Origin of the sequence: Streptomyces sp. NPDC059718, from assembly GCF_042733315.1 — a bacterium.
Lineage (GTDB): Bacteria > Actinomycetota > Actinomycetes > Streptomycetales > Streptomycetaceae > Actinacidiphila.
Window position 1 is genome coordinate 31743 of the sequence record NZ_JBHWGA010000008.1, and the last position, 16987, is coordinate 48729.

21 protein-coding genes are annotated in these 16987 nt (G+C 72.1%); 5 read left to right on the forward strand and 16 right to left on the reverse strand.

From position 1 onward, the window contains the following. Nucleotides 1–25: 25 nt before the first annotated feature. Together ACFV3E_RS11540 and ACFV3E_RS11545 are read right to left on the reverse strand one after the other, a co-directional pair. Nucleotides 26–1591, reverse strand: coding sequence for a hypothetical protein (locus ACFV3E_RS11540; protein ID WP_500534480.1), 1566 nt, complete (start codon nt 1589–1591; stop codon nt 26–28). Nucleotides 1592–1750: 159 nt separating this feature from the next. Next, nucleotides 1751–2176 carry a hypothetical protein gene (locus ACFV3E_RS11545; RefSeq protein ID WP_500371074.1) on the reverse strand — a complete coding sequence of 142 codons (426 nt, stop codon included), beginning with the start codon at nt 2174–2176 and terminating at the stop codon, nt 1751–1753. 113 nt (nt 2177–2289) lie between these two features. On the opposite strand from ACFV3E_RS11545, the gene ACFV3E_RS11550 reads away from it, so the two are divergent. Then, entirely contained in the window at nt 2290–2838 is a 549-nt protein-coding gene (locus ACFV3E_RS11550) for a CGNR zinc finger domain-containing protein (RefSeq protein ID WP_500534481.1), read from the forward strand. Nucleotides 2839–2853: 15 nt separating this feature from the next. On the opposite strand, the gene ACFV3E_RS11555 is transcribed toward ACFV3E_RS11550, so the two are convergent. From ACFV3E_RS11555 to ACFV3E_RS11565, 3 genes are read right to left on the reverse strand one after another with little or no spacing between them, the layout of a single operon-like run. Then, on the reverse strand, nt 2854–4059 hold the full coding sequence (locus tag ACFV3E_RS11555; RefSeq protein ID WP_500534482.1) for a cytochrome P450: 1206 nt from the start codon (nt 4057–4059) through the stop codon (nt 2854–2856). A 34-nt stretch (nt 4060–4093) separates the two neighbouring features. Further along, nucleotides 4094–5461, reverse strand: coding sequence for an NAD(P)/FAD-dependent oxidoreductase (locus ACFV3E_RS11560; protein WP_500534483.1), 1368 nt, complete (start codon nt 5459–5461; stop codon nt 4094–4096). Then, nucleotides 5451–5660 carry a ferredoxin gene (locus ACFV3E_RS11565; protein WP_500534484.1) on the reverse strand — a complete coding sequence of 70 codons (210 nt, stop codon included), beginning with the start codon at nt 5658–5660 and terminating at the stop codon, nt 5451–5453. Before ACFV3E_RS11565 ends, ACFV3E_RS11560 begins: the two co-directional genes overlap by 11 nt. A 133-nt stretch (nt 5661–5793) precedes the next feature. Here ACFV3E_RS11565 and ACFV3E_RS11570 point away from each other — a divergent pair, with 133 nt between their 5' ends. Continuing rightward, nucleotides 5794–5994: a hypothetical protein gene (locus ACFV3E_RS11570; RefSeq protein WP_499510265.1), complete on the forward strand. Its 201-nt coding sequence runs from the start codon at nt 5794–5796 to the stop codon at nt 5992–5994. A gap of 15 nt (nt 5995–6009) precedes the next feature. Here the strand turns inward: ACFV3E_RS11570 and ACFV3E_RS11575 are convergent, their stop codons facing one another. The 4 genes from ACFV3E_RS11575 to ACFV3E_RS11590 form a co-directional block, all read right to left on the reverse strand. Next, nucleotides 6010–6399, reverse strand: a complete 390-nt coding sequence (locus ACFV3E_RS11575; RefSeq protein ID WP_500534485.1) for a hypothetical protein — start codon at nt 6397–6399, stop codon at nt 6010–6012. 81 nt (nt 6400–6480) lie between these two features. Next, a complete protein-coding gene (locus tag ACFV3E_RS11580) occupies nt 6481–6774 on the reverse strand; it encodes an Imm32 family immunity protein (protein WP_500534486.1) in 294 nt (97 codons plus the stop codon). 16 nt (nt 6775–6790) lie between these two features. Then, nucleotides 6791–7282, reverse strand: coding sequence for a hypothetical protein (locus ACFV3E_RS11585; RefSeq protein ID WP_500534487.1), 492 nt, complete (start codon nt 7280–7282; stop codon nt 6791–6793). Between the two features lie 119 nt (nt 7283–7401). Further along, nucleotides 7402–7548 carry a hypothetical protein gene (locus ACFV3E_RS11590; protein WP_500371082.1) on the reverse strand — a complete coding sequence of 49 codons (147 nt, stop codon included), beginning with the start codon at nt 7546–7548 and terminating at the stop codon, nt 7402–7404. A 273-nt stretch (nt 7549–7821) separates the two neighbouring features. Between ACFV3E_RS11590 and ACFV3E_RS11595 the strand changes: the two genes are divergently transcribed. Beyond that, nucleotides 7822–8934, forward strand: a complete 1113-nt coding sequence (locus tag ACFV3E_RS11595; RefSeq protein ID WP_500534488.1) for a VanZ family protein — start codon at nt 7822–7824, stop codon at nt 8932–8934. A 29-nt stretch (nt 8935–8963) separates the two neighbouring features. On the opposite strand, the gene ACFV3E_RS11600 is transcribed toward ACFV3E_RS11595, so the two are convergent. Continuing rightward, entirely contained in the window at nt 8964–10250 is a 1287-nt protein-coding gene (locus tag ACFV3E_RS11600) for a helix-turn-helix domain-containing protein (RefSeq protein ID WP_500534489.1), read from the reverse strand. A 253-nt stretch (nt 10251–10503) separates the two neighbouring features. Between ACFV3E_RS11600 and ACFV3E_RS11605 the strand changes: the two genes are divergently transcribed. Both ACFV3E_RS11605 and ACFV3E_RS11610 read left to right on the forward strand, forming a co-directional pair. Continuing rightward, on the forward strand, nt 10504–10656 hold the full coding sequence (locus tag ACFV3E_RS11605; protein ID WP_500534490.1) for a hypothetical protein: 153 nt from the start codon (nt 10504–10506) through the stop codon (nt 10654–10656). Nucleotides 10657–10896: 240 nt separating this feature from the next. Beyond that, nucleotides 10897–11442 (forward strand): hypothetical protein, encoded by a 546-nt coding sequence (locus ACFV3E_RS11610; protein WP_500534491.1) that lies wholly within the window; start codon nt 10897–10899, stop codon nt 11440–11442. 343 nt (nt 11443–11785) lie between these two features. On the opposite strand, the gene ACFV3E_RS11615 is transcribed toward ACFV3E_RS11610, so the two are convergent. The 6 genes from ACFV3E_RS11615 to ACFV3E_RS11640 all read right to left on the reverse strand — a co-directional run bounded on the left by ACFV3E_RS11615 (nt 11786) and on the right by ACFV3E_RS11640 (nt 16886). Beyond that, nucleotides 11786–12259 carry a hypothetical protein gene (locus ACFV3E_RS11615; protein WP_500534492.1) on the reverse strand — a complete coding sequence of 158 codons (474 nt, stop codon included), beginning with the start codon at nt 12257–12259 and terminating at the stop codon, nt 11786–11788. Between the two features lie 508 nt (nt 12260–12767). Next, on the reverse strand, nt 12768–13727 hold the full coding sequence (locus ACFV3E_RS11620; RefSeq protein WP_500534493.1) for an SDR family NAD(P)-dependent oxidoreductase: 960 nt from the start codon (nt 13725–13727) through the stop codon (nt 12768–12770). Between the two features lie 81 nt (nt 13728–13808). Further along, nucleotides 13809–14207: a VOC family protein gene (locus ACFV3E_RS11625; RefSeq protein WP_500534494.1), complete on the reverse strand. Its 399-nt coding sequence runs from the start codon at nt 14205–14207 to the stop codon at nt 13809–13811. Then, the gene (locus tag ACFV3E_RS11630; RefSeq protein ID WP_500534495.1) at nt 14204–14497 is read right to left on the reverse strand and encodes an ArsR/SmtB family transcription factor; all 294 of its coding nucleotides are present in this window, start codon (nt 14495–14497) and stop codon (nt 14204–14206) included. Before ACFV3E_RS11630 ends, ACFV3E_RS11625 begins: the two co-directional genes overlap by 4 nt. 76 nt (nt 14498–14573) lie before the next feature. Beyond that, entirely contained in the window at nt 14574–15737 is a 1164-nt protein-coding gene (locus tag ACFV3E_RS11635) for a PP2C family protein-serine/threonine phosphatase (protein WP_500534496.1), read from the reverse strand. Nucleotides 15738–15917: 180 nt separating this feature from the next. Next, the gene (locus ACFV3E_RS11640; protein WP_500534497.1) at nt 15918–16886 is read right to left on the reverse strand and encodes an alpha/beta hydrolase; all 969 of its coding nucleotides are present in this window, start codon (nt 16884–16886) and stop codon (nt 15918–15920) included. Nucleotides 16887–16987 lie beyond the last annotated feature (101 nt).

Genomic DNA, 16987 nt, shown 5'->3' on the forward strand with positions numbered 1-16987 from the left:
GTGGACGAGGGCGGGCGGTGGCCGGTCAGAAGCCGAAGGACTTCGTCGTGTAGGCACACTCGGTGTAGATGTAGCCGGGCTTGAGGGTGGCCTTGTCGGACGCCGGGCTCGATCCGTCGGACGACGTCGACTTGTGCAGGAAGTACGTGGTGCCGACGGGCAGCCGGATGGTGCGCTGGGGGTAGTTCGTGCCGCTGTCCTGGCAGGGCTTGAACCCCGACAGGGTGGGCGTCAGGAGGGAGTACGAGGTGCAGCTGCGGCAGGCCTTGAGCGTGAGGCTGCCGGTCACCGGCCCGGTGTAGAGCACCGTGATCGGGTTGGGGCTGTCGTTCTTGATCGTGACCGAGATGCTGCCGCCGGAGGCCAGTGTGGGCAGGCGCTTGCCCGCCGCGGGGATCTCGTCCGCGACCTCCGCCGCGATGGCGAACTTCTTGGCCAGCGCCCGGTTCTTCGCGCTCTTGTTGTCGGCGACGAACGTGTTCATCGTCTCCCGCGCCTCGCCGAAGTCGCCGTCCCTGTACTGGTCGACCCCGCAGGCGTACACCCCCGAGTGGGCACTCCTCCCGGCCCGGGCGGCGGAGGCGGCGACGGCGTCGCCGACGTCCCCGGCGCCCGCGTTCAGGCCTCCGGCCTGGGTGCCGAGGGTGCGCAGCCGGTCGACGGCGGGGCAGGGGTCGGAGCCGCTCACGTCCTTCGCGGCCTTGTCCACGGCCGAGTCGACGGCGGGTGCGACCTTCGCGGCCTGCTCGGAATCGGGGAAGGTGCCCAGGAGGTCGCCGAAGTTCTCCGTCCAGCCGGCGTCCTCTTCGCCCAGTCGCTGCGCCCCGCACTCGTAGAGGGAGGCGGCCAGGCGGTCGTCGGGCCACTGGGCGAGCGCGCCGAGCGTCTGCTTGTCCACGGTGTCCGGGACCGTGCGCAGGTACGTCAGTGCCGGTATCGCCGCGCAGTAGTCCTGCTGCTCGTAGGCGGCGCCGACGGTCGTGTAGTAGGTCTTCAGGCGGTGGGGTACCCGACCTGCGGCCCGGGAGCCGGGGTGGCCGGATCTGATGTCCCGGTACTCGCGCAGGGCCTTGCGGTAGTCGGACTGGGCCGTGTCGAAGGGTCTGCTCCCGCCGGCCCGCACGAGCCGGTCGGCCTGGTCGAGCCGGTCGAGGAGCGCCTGCTCGTTGGCCTCGTCGCGGGCCATGTCGTACAGCACGACGCCGCTGACCGGTACGGCCAGCAGCACCAGTCCGAGGGCGATCGCCAGGGGAGCGGCCGCGGGCCACACCAGCCGGGTGCGCAGGCCGACCACGGCGCCGTGGACGGCCGCTGCCAGGAGGAGGACGAGGTAGACGACCACCAGACCCATGGGCACGCCGTCGGGGTCCGCGGGCAGTGCCACCAGCAGCAGGAGGCCGGTCGCGAACCAGCACACGACCATGAGCACCCAGCGGCGGGTCAGCGCGTAACCGAGGCCGAGGCCACTGAGGTTGAGCAGCCCCACCGCCGCCGCGCGCAGCCCGTCCGGCGGCGCGGGCGGCGGGGTGGAGGGCATGGGCGGGATGACGAATCCGTATCCGTACGCGGCGCCGTGCGGTTGCTCGGACATGGCGGCTCCCCCTGGTCAACACTGCCCGCATGCCTGCAACTTGTCAGTGTACGGACGGTAGCCGGATCTCGACAGTGAGTTCGAGGGGTGGAATCGGGCCAACCGCCCGCAATGGGGCCGGTCCGGACCGGAGCCGCCGCCGGGCCGGAGCCGGCGTGATCACACCGCCTTGAAGGGCTCCCGGTAGGACTTGCGCAGGGACGCGGCGGCGACGGGGAGCAGCGTGGCGAGCACCTTGCCCTTGAGCGTGCCGGGGGTGCGGGTGAGCTCGACGTCGATCCTCGTGCCGTCCCCCTCGGGGGTCAGCTGGAAGATCCAGCCGCCGCCGGGGCCGAACACCTTCGAGTCGTGCGTGACGATGGCGACCCTCCCCGTCCCGGCGTCCCAGTCGTAGCGCGCCCGCTCCCAGGCGGACGCGGTGCCCTCGGTCACCTCGGCCCAGGTGTCGCCGATCGCGTGCACCGTGAGGTGCTCGGCGTCGATGGTGGGCCAGTTCCGGGCCCGCGCGGGACCGAAGTCGGTGAGCACCGCCAGCGCCTCGGACGGGCTGAGCGAGGAGAGCAGGTGGAAACGTACGACAGCCATTGCGGCGTCCCCCACATCATGAGTAACCGTTCTGAACGGTGACGACCGTGTCACGGGGCGAGGTCACCTGTCAAGCCAGTGACGAATCGTGGATCACCGGTTAGAATGGTGATGTGAACCATGCCTTCCCTTGTGGGACGCTCGCCCTCGACTTCCTGGGCACGCTGCGCGCACGACGCAATGCGATGCCCACGGAGAAGCTCGCGTCGCCCGAGCTCCTCGACTCCTGGTTCGTCGAGTCCCGCATGCTCGACCGCGAGCCCGGCTCCGACGCGTCGGACCTCGCGGCGGCCGTGGACCTGCGGGAGTCGATCTACGCCCTGGTCGTGGCGCGGCTCGACGGCGAACGGCTGCCCGTCGGAGCGGTCGCCGCGGTGAACCGGCACGCGGCCCGGGCACCCGTGGTGACGCAGCTCGGCCCCGACGGCACGAGCCGCTCCGGTTCGGCGGCACAAGGCCTCGCCGCCGTCGCCCGCGAGGCCGTCGAGATCATCGGCGGCGAGGACGGGGCGCTGCTGCGCGAGTGCGCCCGCCCGGAGTGCACCCAGGTCTACCTCGACCGCTCCCGGGGCCGCCGGCGTGAGTGGTGCGCGATGAGGACCTGCGGGAACCGCGTCAAGGCAGCCGCCTTCCGGGCCCGCCACCGCACCAGCGAAGCCTGAGGCGGGCGAGGGGCATCAGAACCTGACGGTGAGGTGACGGGGGCCGCGCAGCATGGCGTTGCGCCGGTAGGGAGGCGGGTCCTGCAGCAGGGTCGCCGTACCCAGACCGGGCAGCAGCGCGCCGAGCGCCGCCTGGGCCTCGATGCGCGCGAGCGGTGCGCCGAAGCAGAGGTGGACGCCGCTGCCGAAGCCGAAGTGCTCGTTGTCCTTGCGGGCGGGGTCGAACCGTTCGGGGTCCTGGAACCGCAGGGGGTCACGGCTGCCCGAGGCGAGCGCGAGGATCACGGACGTCCCCTTCGGCACGACGGTGCCCGCGATGTCCACGTCGGCGAGGGGGATGCGCTCGCGCAGGTGCACCGGCGGCTCGTACCGCAGCAGTTCCTCCACCGTCTCCGGCAGCAGTTCCGGCTCCCGGCGCAGCCGCTCCAGCTGGTCGGGGTGGCGCAGCAGCGTGAGCACACCGTTGGTGATCAGGTTGACCGTCGTCTCGTGCCCCGCGATGAGGAGCAGGATCGCGGTCATCGCCAGCTCCTCGTCGGTGAGCCGCAGCTCCGGATCCGGTTCGTTGACGAAGTCCGAGAGCAGGTCGCCGGTGGGCCGGCCGCGGCGCTGCTCCGCGAGGCCGAGCAGGTACGCGCCCATCTCCATCCGGCCCTTGCGGCCCGCCTCGGCCCGCGCGGCGGTGTCCTCGCCGGGGCTGATGTCCGCGGAGGCGACGAGCAGGTCGGTCCACTCCCGGAACCGCGGCTCGTCCTCGCGCGGCACACCGAGGATCCGGCAGATGACCGTGACCGGCAGGGGGTAGGCGAGGTCGTCGACGATGTCGACGTGGTCGCGGCCCCGGAGCGCCTCGACCAGTTCCCCGGTGATCCGGATGATCTCCCCGCGCATCGCGTCGACCCGGCCGGGGTTGTGGGGCGGGCCGAACGGCCGCATGGCCAGCGTGCGCAACCGGTGGTGCTCGGGGTCGTCCAGCCGCAGGAACGGCAGGTGCTGCGTCTCCTCCGAGGACGGCGGAGCCGGTGTGGTGCGGTTGCGGGGGTCCGCGCTGAGCCTCGGGTCGTGGAGCAGGCCGACGATCTCGTGGTACGTGCCGACCAGGTAGCTGCCGTCCGTCTGCCGCACCACGGGCCCGGCCTCGCGGAGCTCCGCGTACAGCGGGTACGGGTCGGGGCGGCTGGCGTAATCGGTGATCCGTTCCAGCAGGGTCTCGGCGGTCATGCGTGGTGGCTCCTCGTGGATGGGCGGGGGTGGGTCACCCGGCGGGCCTCGCCAGGACCAGCCGCCGGTCCGGCAGGTACCCGGTGAGCGCGACCGTGGGACCGTGCGAGAGCCGGCTCGGGTCCGGCACATCGGAGGGGAGGACGACCTCGGCCGCCATACGGCGGTCCGACGCGCCCAGCGGGGGCGGGAACGGGGCGGCCGTCTCGATGAGGCGCTCGTAGTACTCCAGCGACTTGGCCATGTTGACCGTGACCGCGGCGGTCAACCGGCCGCGGTAGCCGTACGCCATGACCAGGCGGCGCTCCTCCAACGAGCCCTGCGCGACGACCACCTGGTCGGAGAAGGTGGGGACGCCCACCGACTTGATGTTGTAGCCGAACTGGCTCGACCAGAACGTCGGGACCGCCAGGTGCGGACGCCGCAGCGGACCCGGACTGACCATGTTGTGCGCGGCCACCTCGGCCTGGTCCACCGCGTTGCGCCAGTGCTCGAGGGAGAGCAGCTGGTACTCGTACAGCGGGTGCGGGAAGCGCGAGACGTCACCGGCCACGAAGACGTCGTCCGTGACGATCCCGTACATGGTGAACGCCCGGCACCCGGCGTCGCAGGCGATCCCGCGCGGGTCCGCGGCCAGCCCGGACTCCGCCAGCCACTCGACGTTGCGGACCGCGCCCATCGCGACGACGCACACGTCCGCGTCGACACGGGTGCCGTCCGACAGGTCCGCGCCGGTGAACCTGCCGTTGCCGCGCAGCGAGGTGACGGTCACGCCGCAGCGCAGGTCCACACCGTGGGCCCGCTGCATGGCGGCCGCGAGCTTCGACAAGGTCCCGCCGAGCGCCCCCACCAGGGGCGCCGGACCGCGTTCGGTGACCGTGACCTCCAGACCGCGCTCGCGGCAGACCGACGCGATCTCCGAACCGGTGAAGCCCGCGCCGATCACCAGCACCCGGCGCGGCCCGGCGGCCAGGCGCTCGGCCAGCCGCGCGGCGTCGTCGCTGGTGCGCAGCGTGAACACCCCGTCGAGGGCGGCCTCCTCCGGGACGGGCCAGGGCCGCGCCCGCGTCCCGGTCGTGATCAGCAGCCGGTCGAACGGCAGCGACGAGCCGTCGCCCAGCAGGACCCGCTTCTCCACCGGATCCAGCCCGGTGGCGGGCACCCCCAGCCGCCACTCCGCGTCAGGATCGCGGCGCATGGGCAGCCCGGTGGCGTCCGCCGACACCTTGCCGAGCAGCACCCCCTTGGACAGCGGCGGCCGGTCGTACGGCGGGTGGGGCTCGTCCCCGACGACGGTCAGCGAACCGGTGAAGCCCTTCTCGCGCAGCGTCTCCGCGGCCCGCAGGCCCGCCAGCGACGCTCCGACGATGACGATCCGGCCCTCCAGGAGGTCAGCGGACACCGGCGTTCACCCCCTCGCCCACCAGGATCGCCTGCACCGGGCACGCCGCGGCGGCCTGGCGCACGCGTTCGTACTGGTCGCCCGGAACCGCCGGGTCGTACAGCAGCGCCTCCTCGCCGTGCAGTTCGAACACGTCCGGCGCAAGGAACACGCACTGCGCATAGCCTTGGCAACGGGTGAGGTCCACGACAACGCGCATGCCCAGCCACTCTCTCCGGCGCTTTGATGTCCCTCCATTCGTAAGCCCTGGGGGGCCGCGGCGCTCGCCCGGGTACTCCGCCCGGACATTCCGCCAGGATGCGTTCCCGCCCCTGCGGGGCCACGCTGAGCCGGTGCGATGCCGAGTGATCGTGTACCCGCCCTCGGGCACCGGCGGCCGCCGCGTGCGGTGCGACGGCAGGATCCTCGGCCTCGCCTACGGACCCCGGGACGTCCTCGCGCTGGCCCGCCGCGCGGGGCTCCGCATGCGCCTGGGCGACCTGTACGACAGCGACCTCGTCGAGTGGCGCGGCGCCGGCCCCACGACGTGGTGACGGCCTACGGACGGCCTACAAACGCGGCCAGAGCGGGGTCATCACACCGAGGTCGATCACCGACACCCACTCCGCCGACGGGATGGCCCGCTCCAGCACGAACCACTCGTCCGGACGCCCGTCGAACCGGGACGCCGCGAGCGCCTCCGCGGACCCCGCGGGCAGCCTCGTACCCGCCCAGGCATGCCACCGCTGCGCCTCCGGCGCGGGAACCTCCACCGTGAACCGCACGGTGCGGTCCCGGAAGGCCCCCGGCAGCGACCCCGGACTCGGATCGGCGGTCAGGTGCACGGTCCGCGCCAGTTCCGGTACGCCGTCCAGCTCCTCCGGCCAGGTCGCCCTGATCTCCGCGTCCGCCAAAATCAGCGGCCACAGCCCCGGCCGCGTGAAATGGAAAAGGAGCATGCCGGGACCCTACTGGCGGATCGTCGCGGCGTATGTTTCCGGCATGTGACAACGAGCGCCTTGGATCAGCCCGCACGGACGTTACTCGTCGTCGCATCGCTCCAGGACCAGACCCACGGATCCCTCCACCAGCCCCACCCCGGCCTCAAGGTGCAGGTGCGCACTGTCAGGGGTGCCGTTGTCGGCGAGCGTGAGCAAATGGCGTGCGAGGGTTCTGAGCCCGTCGGCGTTCGCCTCGATGACGATCTCGCGTCCGAGGTCGCGCACCTCGATGCGCGCGTTCTCGTCCCATGTGAAGACCGAGGCCACGCCATCGGTCAGCGCGGTCTGGTGCGTCGACGCGGGGGGCGGCGCGGGCTTCGACTCCGGTGCCATGCCGACCATCATCGCCTCACGTTCCCGGGGAGTACGCGTAGGCCCGGACGGGATCGAGGTGAAGTTCGAACGGGCCGGAGCAGTCCGCCGCGAGCGTCGCGACCGGAGCACCGCAGGGGCAGGCCCGGTTCAGGCCCTGGTTCCCCGCCGGGCCGCAGCAGTCGCTGCTGTTCCTCCCGCCAGGCAGCGGCTGAAGCCCCCGGGCATCCTCCGGGTTCACCACGACCGTGTCCCGGCAGCCTGCCGAGACGACGAACCCTTCCGCGGTACCGATCACGAGTCCGCGGGCCTGTGCCCGCCGGGGGTTCTCCTGGTCGTCCTGCAGGACATACGGAGGTCCCCACGGCTCGGGATCGATCGCGTAGCCGCCGCGCGGCAGCGTCGATGGCGCCCGCCGGGTTTCCTTGTCCCGGTCGTGCTCGTCCTCGGTCGGCACGGGGACCGCCGACAACCGGACCAGGTCCGGCGTGATGGCGGCACCGCACTTGGAACAGAGGAAGACGGTCATGTCGTCGTTGTAGTCGGCTGACTCACTCTGCCGCATCCTCATTTCACGCCCTCGTGGCGTGCGGTCGTGATTGCTCAGCCCACTCGGCCCCGCGCCGGCGCGTCCTTCTTGCCGGGACCTCACAGCAGTACGTCGCGCCCTTCCGGGTCGCCGCACACGGGGCAGTCGTACTCGTCGAGCGATTCCTCGGGAACCGGGTGCCCGCAGAAGACGCAGGGGCGCATGTCGTCGTCCAGCGTCTCGACCGGGGGTTCGTCGTCGTTCACGACCGCAGGTTTCCATGCGTGGTGCGTCGGTGCGGAATGCGGCGGCAAATCGCCGAGGTCGGTCCGGGAAAGATTGCGCACCCAGGGGCGAAGACCCGCTCTTCAGGGACTGGCGTCGACGTGGCGCTGTTACAGCTTGGTCATGAGTTGAACCAGGGCCCATGACGTGCGGGCGCCATGGTGATCGCCGACGCGCCGCGATTCGCGTGCCGTCGGCTGATCTCCTCGCGCTCGAAAGGCACGGCATTGTTCGCTCTCGTCTTCGGAGGGCACATGTTGTACCTCCTCCTCGTCACCCTCGTCTCCGCGGCCGTGCTGGGGGTCGTCGCGGTCGCCCTGCGTGGCCGTTCCGACCGGCCCTGGACCTACGGGGCGTGGGCGGCCACGACGGCGGCCGCCTTGTTCCTGACGCTTTGGCTCAGACCCGTCGGTACAGGCGCGGTGAAATGCACGGTGAGCAAGGACGTGTGGGAGTCGTTCGGGACGACCCAGGGGTGGATGAACGTCGCCCTGTTCGTGCCGATCGGCTTCTTCGGTGTGCGGGCGGCCCGGCGTCCGGTGCCCCCTGTTCTGCTGTCCGTCCTCCTGGCGTGCGGGATCGAGACCGTCCAGGCCTGCCTTCCCGTCATCGGCCGCTACTGCGACACCAGTGACTTCACCACCAACGTGGTGGGCGCCGTCGTGGGCGCTGCTATCGGGGTCCTGTCGCTGCGCCTTGCCGGTTCGGGGCTGTCGCCCTGGCCCGCGCGCCACCGCTGGCTCCAGGCCGCGACCGGTGCGGGATTCCTGGCCGTGGCCCTCGTGTTGTCGACCGTGGTCGACGTGCGGGTCGTCGACCACGCCGAGCCGAGCAGGCAGGCGTCCGCGGAACAGCAGGCGGTGATCGGGCAGGCGGTGCGCAAGGCGTTGGGCGACGACGTCAGGATCGTCCGGGTCCAGGACAACACGCCGTGCGGGATCGACGGCGTGAACGAGGAGGTGTGGGCGGAGCTGGAACCGAGCGGGGTCGCCTTCATGAGCTGGCCCGACCCGGACCGGTTCCGCGTCGACGTGTCGACAGGCCCGCGGACCGAGGCCGCGGCGGTCGGGAAGCCCATCCCGGGCTCTTCGTGGTCCGTGCACGACGCGGCGGGCGCCGAGCGGGCCGCGGACCGGTACGTGGCCCTGCACTACCCCACGGCCGACACGAAGCGGCCCGCGGTGGACCGCGCCGACGACGGCGCGGGCGGGATGTGGACCGTGACGTACCCCTACCGCGACGACCACATGCGGTCCGTGACGTCGCTTGAGGTGACGGTGAACTCCGCCGGGCGTCTCCTCGGCGTCCGCCTCGCCGCGACCGCCGGCACCGGCCCGGATACGAAGTCCGGCGACTACTGCGGCTGACGACCCGGCGAACCCATGCGGCCACAGCGCTAGCCGTCGTAGGGGACCCAGGCCCGCCGTCCTGCGTCGTTCGTGCCGTACCAGTAGTGCGGCATCGCCGTGATGCCGGTGGTGCGGAACGGGCGGCCGTGGTCGTCGATGCGGATCGTGCCGGTGCGGCCCTGGGAGGACCAGTCGAGTTCGAGGTACCAGCGGGCGTCGTGGGTCCGTGTCGTCGCGTCGACCAGCAGCACCTCCGGGTCCTCGGCGGAGACGCGGTACGGGAAGTGCGCGGCCGGGATGACGTGTTCACTGTCGGCGCCGTCCTTCGGGCGGGTGATGGGGCGGCCGACGTCGAGGTCCACGGTGAAGCGGCGGGGCGTGAGGTCGCTCCCGCAGCCCTGGCCCATGGCGTACGCACTCCCGGCGGCCGGGCTGCCGCGGCTGACGATACGGACGTGGAGCGCCTCAAGGACCACGGCCGTGGACGACCGCCCTTGCACCGAGATCTGCACCCTCGTCTGCCGCCCGTGCACCGCGCCCTGCGTCGCCGCCCACGCCCGGGCATCCTGCTCCACCGGCGGCGCAGGTACCTGTGCGGGCGGCTTGGCGATGACGTAGTCGTGGCCGCAGCCCTTGTCCCAGACCAGGGAGTCGGCGCTCCACGCGAGGGGCAGGCCGGTGGTCTGCTTCGCGACCGCGGTGGGACCGCTGCCGGTGGCGGGCGGGGCGGAGCTCCGGGAAGGGGAGGGGGATGCGGTGGCCGACGTCGCCGAACGGTGGGGTGCGCCGGGGGCGGTCGTCCGTGAGCCCGCGGTGCGGGAGCCGTCCGCCTCGGAGGAGCGCTCGCCCGACAGGGCGGACGTGCTGCGCAAAGCGGCGACCAGCGCGCAGGCGACGGCGATGGACGCCAGGACCCGTCGGCGGCGGTACCAGGGGCGGGGAGCGGGGGAGGGAGCGGGCTCGTCCGGGTCGGGGCCGTCCCCGGGCTGCTCCGCGGAGCTGCTCTCCTCGACCAGCACCCCGTCCCCGTCCGGCGGCGGCTCCGGTGCCGGCGCCGCCGCCTCCGCCGAACCGGCCGTACGCACCTCCTGCCGAGCCGCCGTCGCCGACAGCCACAGACGGTGCAGCTCGAGCCGCTCCTGCGGTCCCGCCCCGCAGAAGGCCGCGAGCCGCTCCAGGGGCGCGAAGTCCTGCGGCACCGCCTCGCCCGCGCAGTACCGGTGCAACGTCGAGGTGTTCATGTTGAGGCGGCGGGCCAGAGAGGCGTAGCTCCGGTTCGTGCGGTCCTTCAGCCGGCGCACCAGCGCCGCGAACTCCTCGACATCGTCGCGCATCGACACCGCTCTCCCGTCGTCCGGACGCCGATCCTGCATCCCAGGCACTCATATCCCTGCACGTCAGACGGGCCGGGATGGTTCCACCGTCGCCAATAGGGCGGCAGTCGTTGCGCAGGCCTCCGGTGGCCGCCGATGCTCTTCGTGTCGCACCGGCCGGGGCCGGACCGGCCAGCCGGTGTCGGGCGACGTCCGACACCGATGCACTGCACTCATGCATTCACCGCATTCACCGCATCCACGGGGGACACCCATGCCCAAGAACACCCGAGCAGGCCCGCTCCTCGCAGTCGCCGTCACGGGTCCGGCCGTGACGCTCGCCGGCCCTGCCACGGCCGCTCCCAAGGCGCCAGGCTTCCTCGCGGCAGCAGCCGCCGACCTGCCGCCGCACCGCACCTCGTCCTGAACGGGCGGCAAGGCCACCGCCGGCGTACCGGAGGAGACGGACCGGGACACCTGTCTGCGGACGCTGCCCGGCCACGCGGCCAGCCGGTACCGCGACTTCGGCACCGACCTCGACACGAACGCCCGCCAGATCAGCGTGGTCCCGCGCGGCCCCCATCGCGGCAGGAACCGGCCGTACGCGGCCGGCACCGACGACCACAGCACAGCCCGACCACTCGATCACTCGAAAGGGAGAACCGACATGAACAGCAGGGCTCGCACCGCCCTCACCGCCGGCGTCCTCGCCGTTGCTCTCGGCCTCGGCGCCACCATCCAGGCCTCCGCCGGGACCCCGCACGGCGTCAGCGGCACGCCGTCCGAATCGGCACAGGCGTCCGTCCATGCCCCCGCGAAGGCGATCACCGCCGCACCGCAGTCGGTCAGCGGCACGCCCGGTCAAGCGGTGACCCGGGTCGCCGACTTCTACGGCGCGTACATCGACGCGAAGGGCGACTACACGGACCCGGACGGCACGCTGGCCACGGCCCTCCGCAAGCACTACCTGACGCCCGACTTCGCCCTGCGGCTGGCGGCCTGGGAGGAGAAGAACGGGGCGGACGGTGTCCTGCACGCCCAAAACGTCCCGGCGCGGTGGAGGGTGACCGACAACGGCACCGTGGGAAACGGCCATGAGGTCATCGTCACCCTGACCTTCGGCAGCGGGGAGACGGCGCAGAAGACCAAGCTCTTCGTGCTGATGGAGCGGTACAACCACATCGTCGACATCGACACCACGAGCGCACGCTGACGGCTGGCGGCGGAGCACGACTGCCGGCGGGAGGGCCAAGGAGGCTGACCGCGCTCCCTTGTGACGCCGCGTCATCCTGGTCCCGCACTTGAGGTCGGCTTCAGTGGCTGGTAAGCACCGGCGTCATCTTCACCGCCGACGCACATCATGGGCCCCGCCGGGCAGTGCAACTGCGGCGGGGTCCTGCGTACGCACCGCGCAGGAGGCTCGCGCGGTGCGTACGGCCGGGCGGTGAGGACGGCTTCCCTCACCGCCCCGGACGCCGGCCCGGAAAGCGACTCGAAGATGAATCGAACAGCGCTGCTGAGGGGCAGCACCTTGCGGGCCGTCGACGGCGGCGCCGCTACTCCGACGGCCCCTGAGCGCGCTCGTCCCAGCCGACCGCGACCGCCCAGGTGACCCCGGGCCCCGCGGTCACCTTGAGGCGGGACGCGGCCTCGGAGGAGAGCATCGCGGCACCGTTGAGGCTGCCGTCCGGCCGGTCCGAACAGTGCTCCGTGGACGTGCCGTAGCGGCCGGCGTCGACCGTGAGCGTGCCCGTGCCCTGGCACTCCGTGGCCACGTAGACCGTCCCGCCCTCGGGCTTCGCCGGCAGCGCCAACTCCAGTCCACCGCTGTGCCGCCCCGTCGACACCCACAGCTCGGCGTCCGCCAGTTGCTCCGCCGGATCGTCCCAGTAGGCGGCGGCGGAAGGGGAGGCCGTAGCCGGCGTGACCTCCTGCTGTCGGGGAACTCCGGAGCCCTCCGTGCAGCCGCTGAGCATGAGGACGGACGCGACGCAGCCCAGCAGCGCACGCCGCCGAACGCGATGGAACACATCAACCCCCGTGTGTGGTTCCCGATCGACCGGGTCATGCTGGCACGTCCGGCCGCGGTCGTACAGGACGCGGCGCATCGGAGGAGTGGGCGCAGAGCGTCACGGTCGCCCTTGACGCGCAGGCACGTATCCTGCGCGGCCATGGATGGCCCGCCGGCGCGGAGCGCCACGTCGCGGCCCTCCAGAGGGGGATCGACGCGGCCCGCCCGCACTGTGCGAAGGCCGGCGGCGCGCAGGACGTGGAAACGTACTACGGCCGCTGTGAGGCTGCCCTGCGCCGGCCGGGCCATGACCAGGCGATCAGGGCGCGTGAGGCGCTGGGACTTGTCACGTCGGGCCAGATGCCGGAGTCTTTCGCATGATCGACCGGACTGCCTCCGTCTGGTCCGCGGGCGCCTCGGCGGCGGTCGTTCCGAAGCGTGGTGGACCCGCGACCACGAAGGGATCGAAGGTCCACCGCTGCCGTTCGCCGCCCGGCCGGTCCTTGGGCTTCCGGATCAGCCGGATCCTAGGCGGCGAAGGCGTTCACGCCCGTCAGATCCGCCGACAGGGCCCACAGGCGGGCCGCCTGCTCCGGGTCGACCGCCCAGTCCTTGACCCCGGCCGAATCGTCGCCGGAGGGTTCGGCGATGTCGCAGTCCTCCAGGTAGACGCCGCCCAGACCGTCCAGTTGTGGTGAGGTCGCGGCCCACACCTGGGTGGCCGCGCCTTGCTGCGGGGTCTTGAAGCTGTCGGGAGCCGCCAGGTTGCCGTGCTCGTCGATCCAGCCGCGCTCGATCATCTCCTCCTTGGGCAGGTGCCGTTGCAGCGGCGTGAGGATGCTGCCGGGGTGGAGGGAGAAGGCCCGTACGCCTGCGTCACGGCCGAGCATGTCGAGGTGGACGGCGAACAGGACGTTCGCGGTCTTGGCCTGGCCGTAGGCCAGCCACTTGTCGTAGCCCCGCTGCCACTGGACGTCGTCCCAGCGGATGCCGGACAGGTGGTGGCCGCGGGAGGAGACCGAGACGACGCGGGCGCCGCCCGGCTCGATCGCCGGCCACAGGCGGTTGACGAGGGCGAAGTGCCCGAGGTGGTTCGTGGCGAACTGTGCCTCCCAGCCCGGTCCCACCCTGGTCTCCGGGCACGCCATGATCCCGGCGTTGTCGATGACGATGTCGACCGTGCGGCCGGAGGCGAGGAACCGCTCGGCGAAGGCCCGGACGCTGCCGAGGTCTCCCAGGTCGAGCTGGTCCACCTCGACGCGTTCGACGCCGGTCAGCGCCTCCTGCGCGGAGGCGGGACGGCGGGCGGGGACGACGACGTGGGCGCCCGCCTTGGTCAGCGCCCGCGTCGTCTCCAGGCCGAGGCCCGAGTAGCCGCCGGTGACGATCGCGAGCTTTCCGGTGAGGTCGATGCCGCCGAGGACGTCCTCGGCGGTGCTCCGCGCGCCGAAACCGGAACCGATCTTGTGCTGTGCCGTAGTGCTCATGTCCGGAACGCTACGAATTGGAGTGCTCTCGAAGTCAAGGACGCGCGGGGCGTGGCCACTGCCCCCGCCTGAGCTCGCGCCTCAGCTGCCGGCGTCCGCGCTGTGCACGATCTGGATCAGGTTGCCGCAGGTGTCGTCCAGGACGGCGGTCGTGACGGGGCCCATCTGCACCGGTTCCTGCGTGAAGTGCACCCCGAGCCCGTGCAGCCTGGTGAACTCCGCGTGCACGTCGTCCACGGCGAAGGAGGTCGCCGGGATGCCGTCCTCGGCCAGCGCCGTCTTGTACGGCTTCACCGCGGGATGGCCGGAGGGCTCGAGCAGCAGTTGCGTCCCGTCGGGGTCCTCCGGCGAGACCACGGTCAGCCACCGGTCCGTACCGATCGGGACGTCGTGCTTCTTCACGAAGCCCAGCACGTCGGTGTAGAAGCGCAGGGCCTTCTCCTGGTCGTCGACGAAGACGCTGGACAGGTGGATCCTCATGGGGTGCTCTCCGATGCGTCGGGCCTGAGCCACCGGGTCACGATGTGCTCCAGGGGTTCGGTGTTCAGGTCGTGGTATTTGTAACGGCCCTGGCGCCGCGTGAGCACCAGGCCCGCCGATTCGAGCACGGCCAGGTGCTGGCTGACCGCCTGGCGGGACAGCCCCAGGCCGTGCTTCATCGCCAGCCGCCCGCAGATCTCGAACAGGGTCTGGCCGCCCCGTTCCACCAGCTCGTCAAGGATGCGTCGGCGGGTGGGATCGGCCAGCGCCTTGAAGACATCCTCTTCCATGACCGCAACGATAGGCAAGTGGATGCTTGCCTATCAAGCCCGGGTTCCGGGACTGCCGTCCGCGTCCCGTGTCGGTTCATGTCGTGGGTGTGCCGGTGTTGCGGGCGGCTCGGCCGCCCTGGATCCGGTCGGCCGTGGAAGGCCCGTCCGCCGGGGCGTGTGTGATGGCCAGCAGCGCCGTGTCGTCGGTCCTGCGGCCGCCGGTGTGGCGGTGGTGGTCGGCGAGCAGGGCGTCCACGAGGGCGTCGGGGTCGGAGTGGCGGCGGCCCGGGCATCGGGCGACGGGGTCGTAGAAGGTGCCCGACGCGTCGCGGGCTTCGGTGAGCCCGTCGGTGTAGAGCAGCAGACTGGCCCCTTCGGGGAACGTCACCGTGTCGACGCTGTCGACGGCGAAGGGGCCGTCGTCGAGGGAGGCGAGGCCCAGGGGCAGGCCCGGCCGGGTGGGCTCGACGTACCGCACGGTGTTGCCCAGGAAGAGCAGTGGCGCCGGGTGGCCGCGGTTGACCAGCCGGACCTCGTTCCCGCGCCGGGGGAACTCCGCCAGCACGCCGGTGATGAACCCCTCGAGCTCGGTCAGGGTCCCCGACTGCCGGGACTCGAGAGTGACGGCCCGCTCGAGCCGTTGCACGAGGGCGGTCAGGCTGGGCTCCTGCAGGGCCGCCTCGCGGAAGGTCCCGATGCCGACGGCGACCGCCCTGACCGCTTCCATTCCCTTGCCGCGTACGTCGCCGATGACGCAGCGGACGCCGAAGGGGGTGTCGACCACGGCGTAGAGGTCCCCGCCGATCTGCGCGTCCGTCTGGGCGGCCTCGTAGCGGGCGGCGAAGCGCAGCGGGCCGATCCGCTCCGGTGGTCTCGGCAGGACGGCGCGCTGGACGGCGGCGGCGATGTCGCGTACGGACTGGAGCTGCTCAGCGCGGTGGTACAGGAGCCGGTTCAGGAGGACGGCGATCCCGGCCACCGTCGCGACCATGAACAGCTCGCTGAACGCGATCGCACTCCGGCGGTAGCCGAAGACCCAGAACATGGCCGCGTCGAGGACGAGGGCGGTCAATCCGATGAGAACCGTCCCGCGCAGCGACAGCAGAGCGGCCGCCACCAGGACCGCGGCCGCGTAGAGGGCCGCGGCGCTGACGGTGCGTGGAGTGGCGAGGTCGATCACCACGGCGACGAGCAGCAGGACGGCCGGCAGCAGGCGGCTCTCCGTTCCCGCCCAGCTCCGCGCTCCCAGCCTTGCCACGTGCTGCTCCCGAGGTCGACCGGGCTTCCGGCCAGCTCAGGCTAACCGTCCGCCCGTCCGCCCCGCGCCCCATGTCACCCGGCTCGCCCACCGCGGACATCGCCATGCGCCGGGTGTCACCCGGCTGGAGCAGGGGGCCGGCGGTGGTCCGGTGGTGGGATGGCGGTGGTCCGGAGGTGGTCAGGTCGTGCCGTCGGCCTCGCCGGTTCGCAGACCGCGGCGGAGGGCGTCGAGCTGCTCGGCGATCATGCGGCGGCTCACCTCGGTCTGCGGGGCCAGTTGGGCCGCGCCGTGGAAGGCGCCCGGGAAGTGGTGCATCTCGGTGGGGACGCCCGCGATGATCAGCCGCTGCGCGTAGGCCAGGTCCTCGTCGCGCAGCGGGTCGAACTCGGTGGCCGCGATGTACGTGGGCGGCAGTCCGGCCAGGTCCTCCGCCCTGGCCGGGGCGGCGTACGGGCTGACGCCGTCGCCGCCGCGCAGCCCCTTGCCGCCGAGGTAGTGGTCCCAGCTCCGTTGGGCGTTGCGGCGGTTGAACCCGGGGGTGTCGGTGAAGGCCTGCATGGAGGCGGTGGCGAGGCGGTCGTCCAGGATGGGGGCGCCGAGGTACTGCATGCTCAGGGCGGGGCCGCCGTGGTCGCGTGCGTACAGGGCGACCGCGGCCGCGAGGTTCCCGCCGGCGCTCTCACCGGCGACCCCGATGCGGTCGGGGTCGACCCCCAGTTCGTCGGCGTGCCCGGCCAGCCAGCGCAGGGCTGCGTAACAGTCCTCCAGGGCGGCCGGGTAGGGGTGTTCCGGTGCGAGGCGGTAGTCCACCGACACCACCACCGCGCCCACCTCGGCGGCGATGCGGGTGGTCTCGTTGTGGAAGAAGTCCACGAGGCCGATCACGAAGCCGCCGCCGTGCACGTACAGCAGGCCGGGCAGCCTCCCTTCACGGCCCGCGGGCCTGTGGACGTGCACCCGGACGTCCGGGGCGCCCTGCGGACCCGGAAGGTTGACCTCGCGGAAGTCGACCGGGACCGGCGGGGTGTAGGGATCGGCTTCCATCAGGGCCGCTTCCGCCCGCATCCGCGCGACTTCCGCGTGTCCCTCCGCCTGGGCGAGCCGGGACATCCTCTGGGTCAGTTCCGGGTCGAACGGGAAAGCCAACGTCAACTCCTCTTGCGTACGGTGCGCAACGGCAATGCCTGACTAGCGTTGCCGAAGTCAGGGTGGAGTCTATGCAGCAAATCCTTGCGTAGTCAAAGATT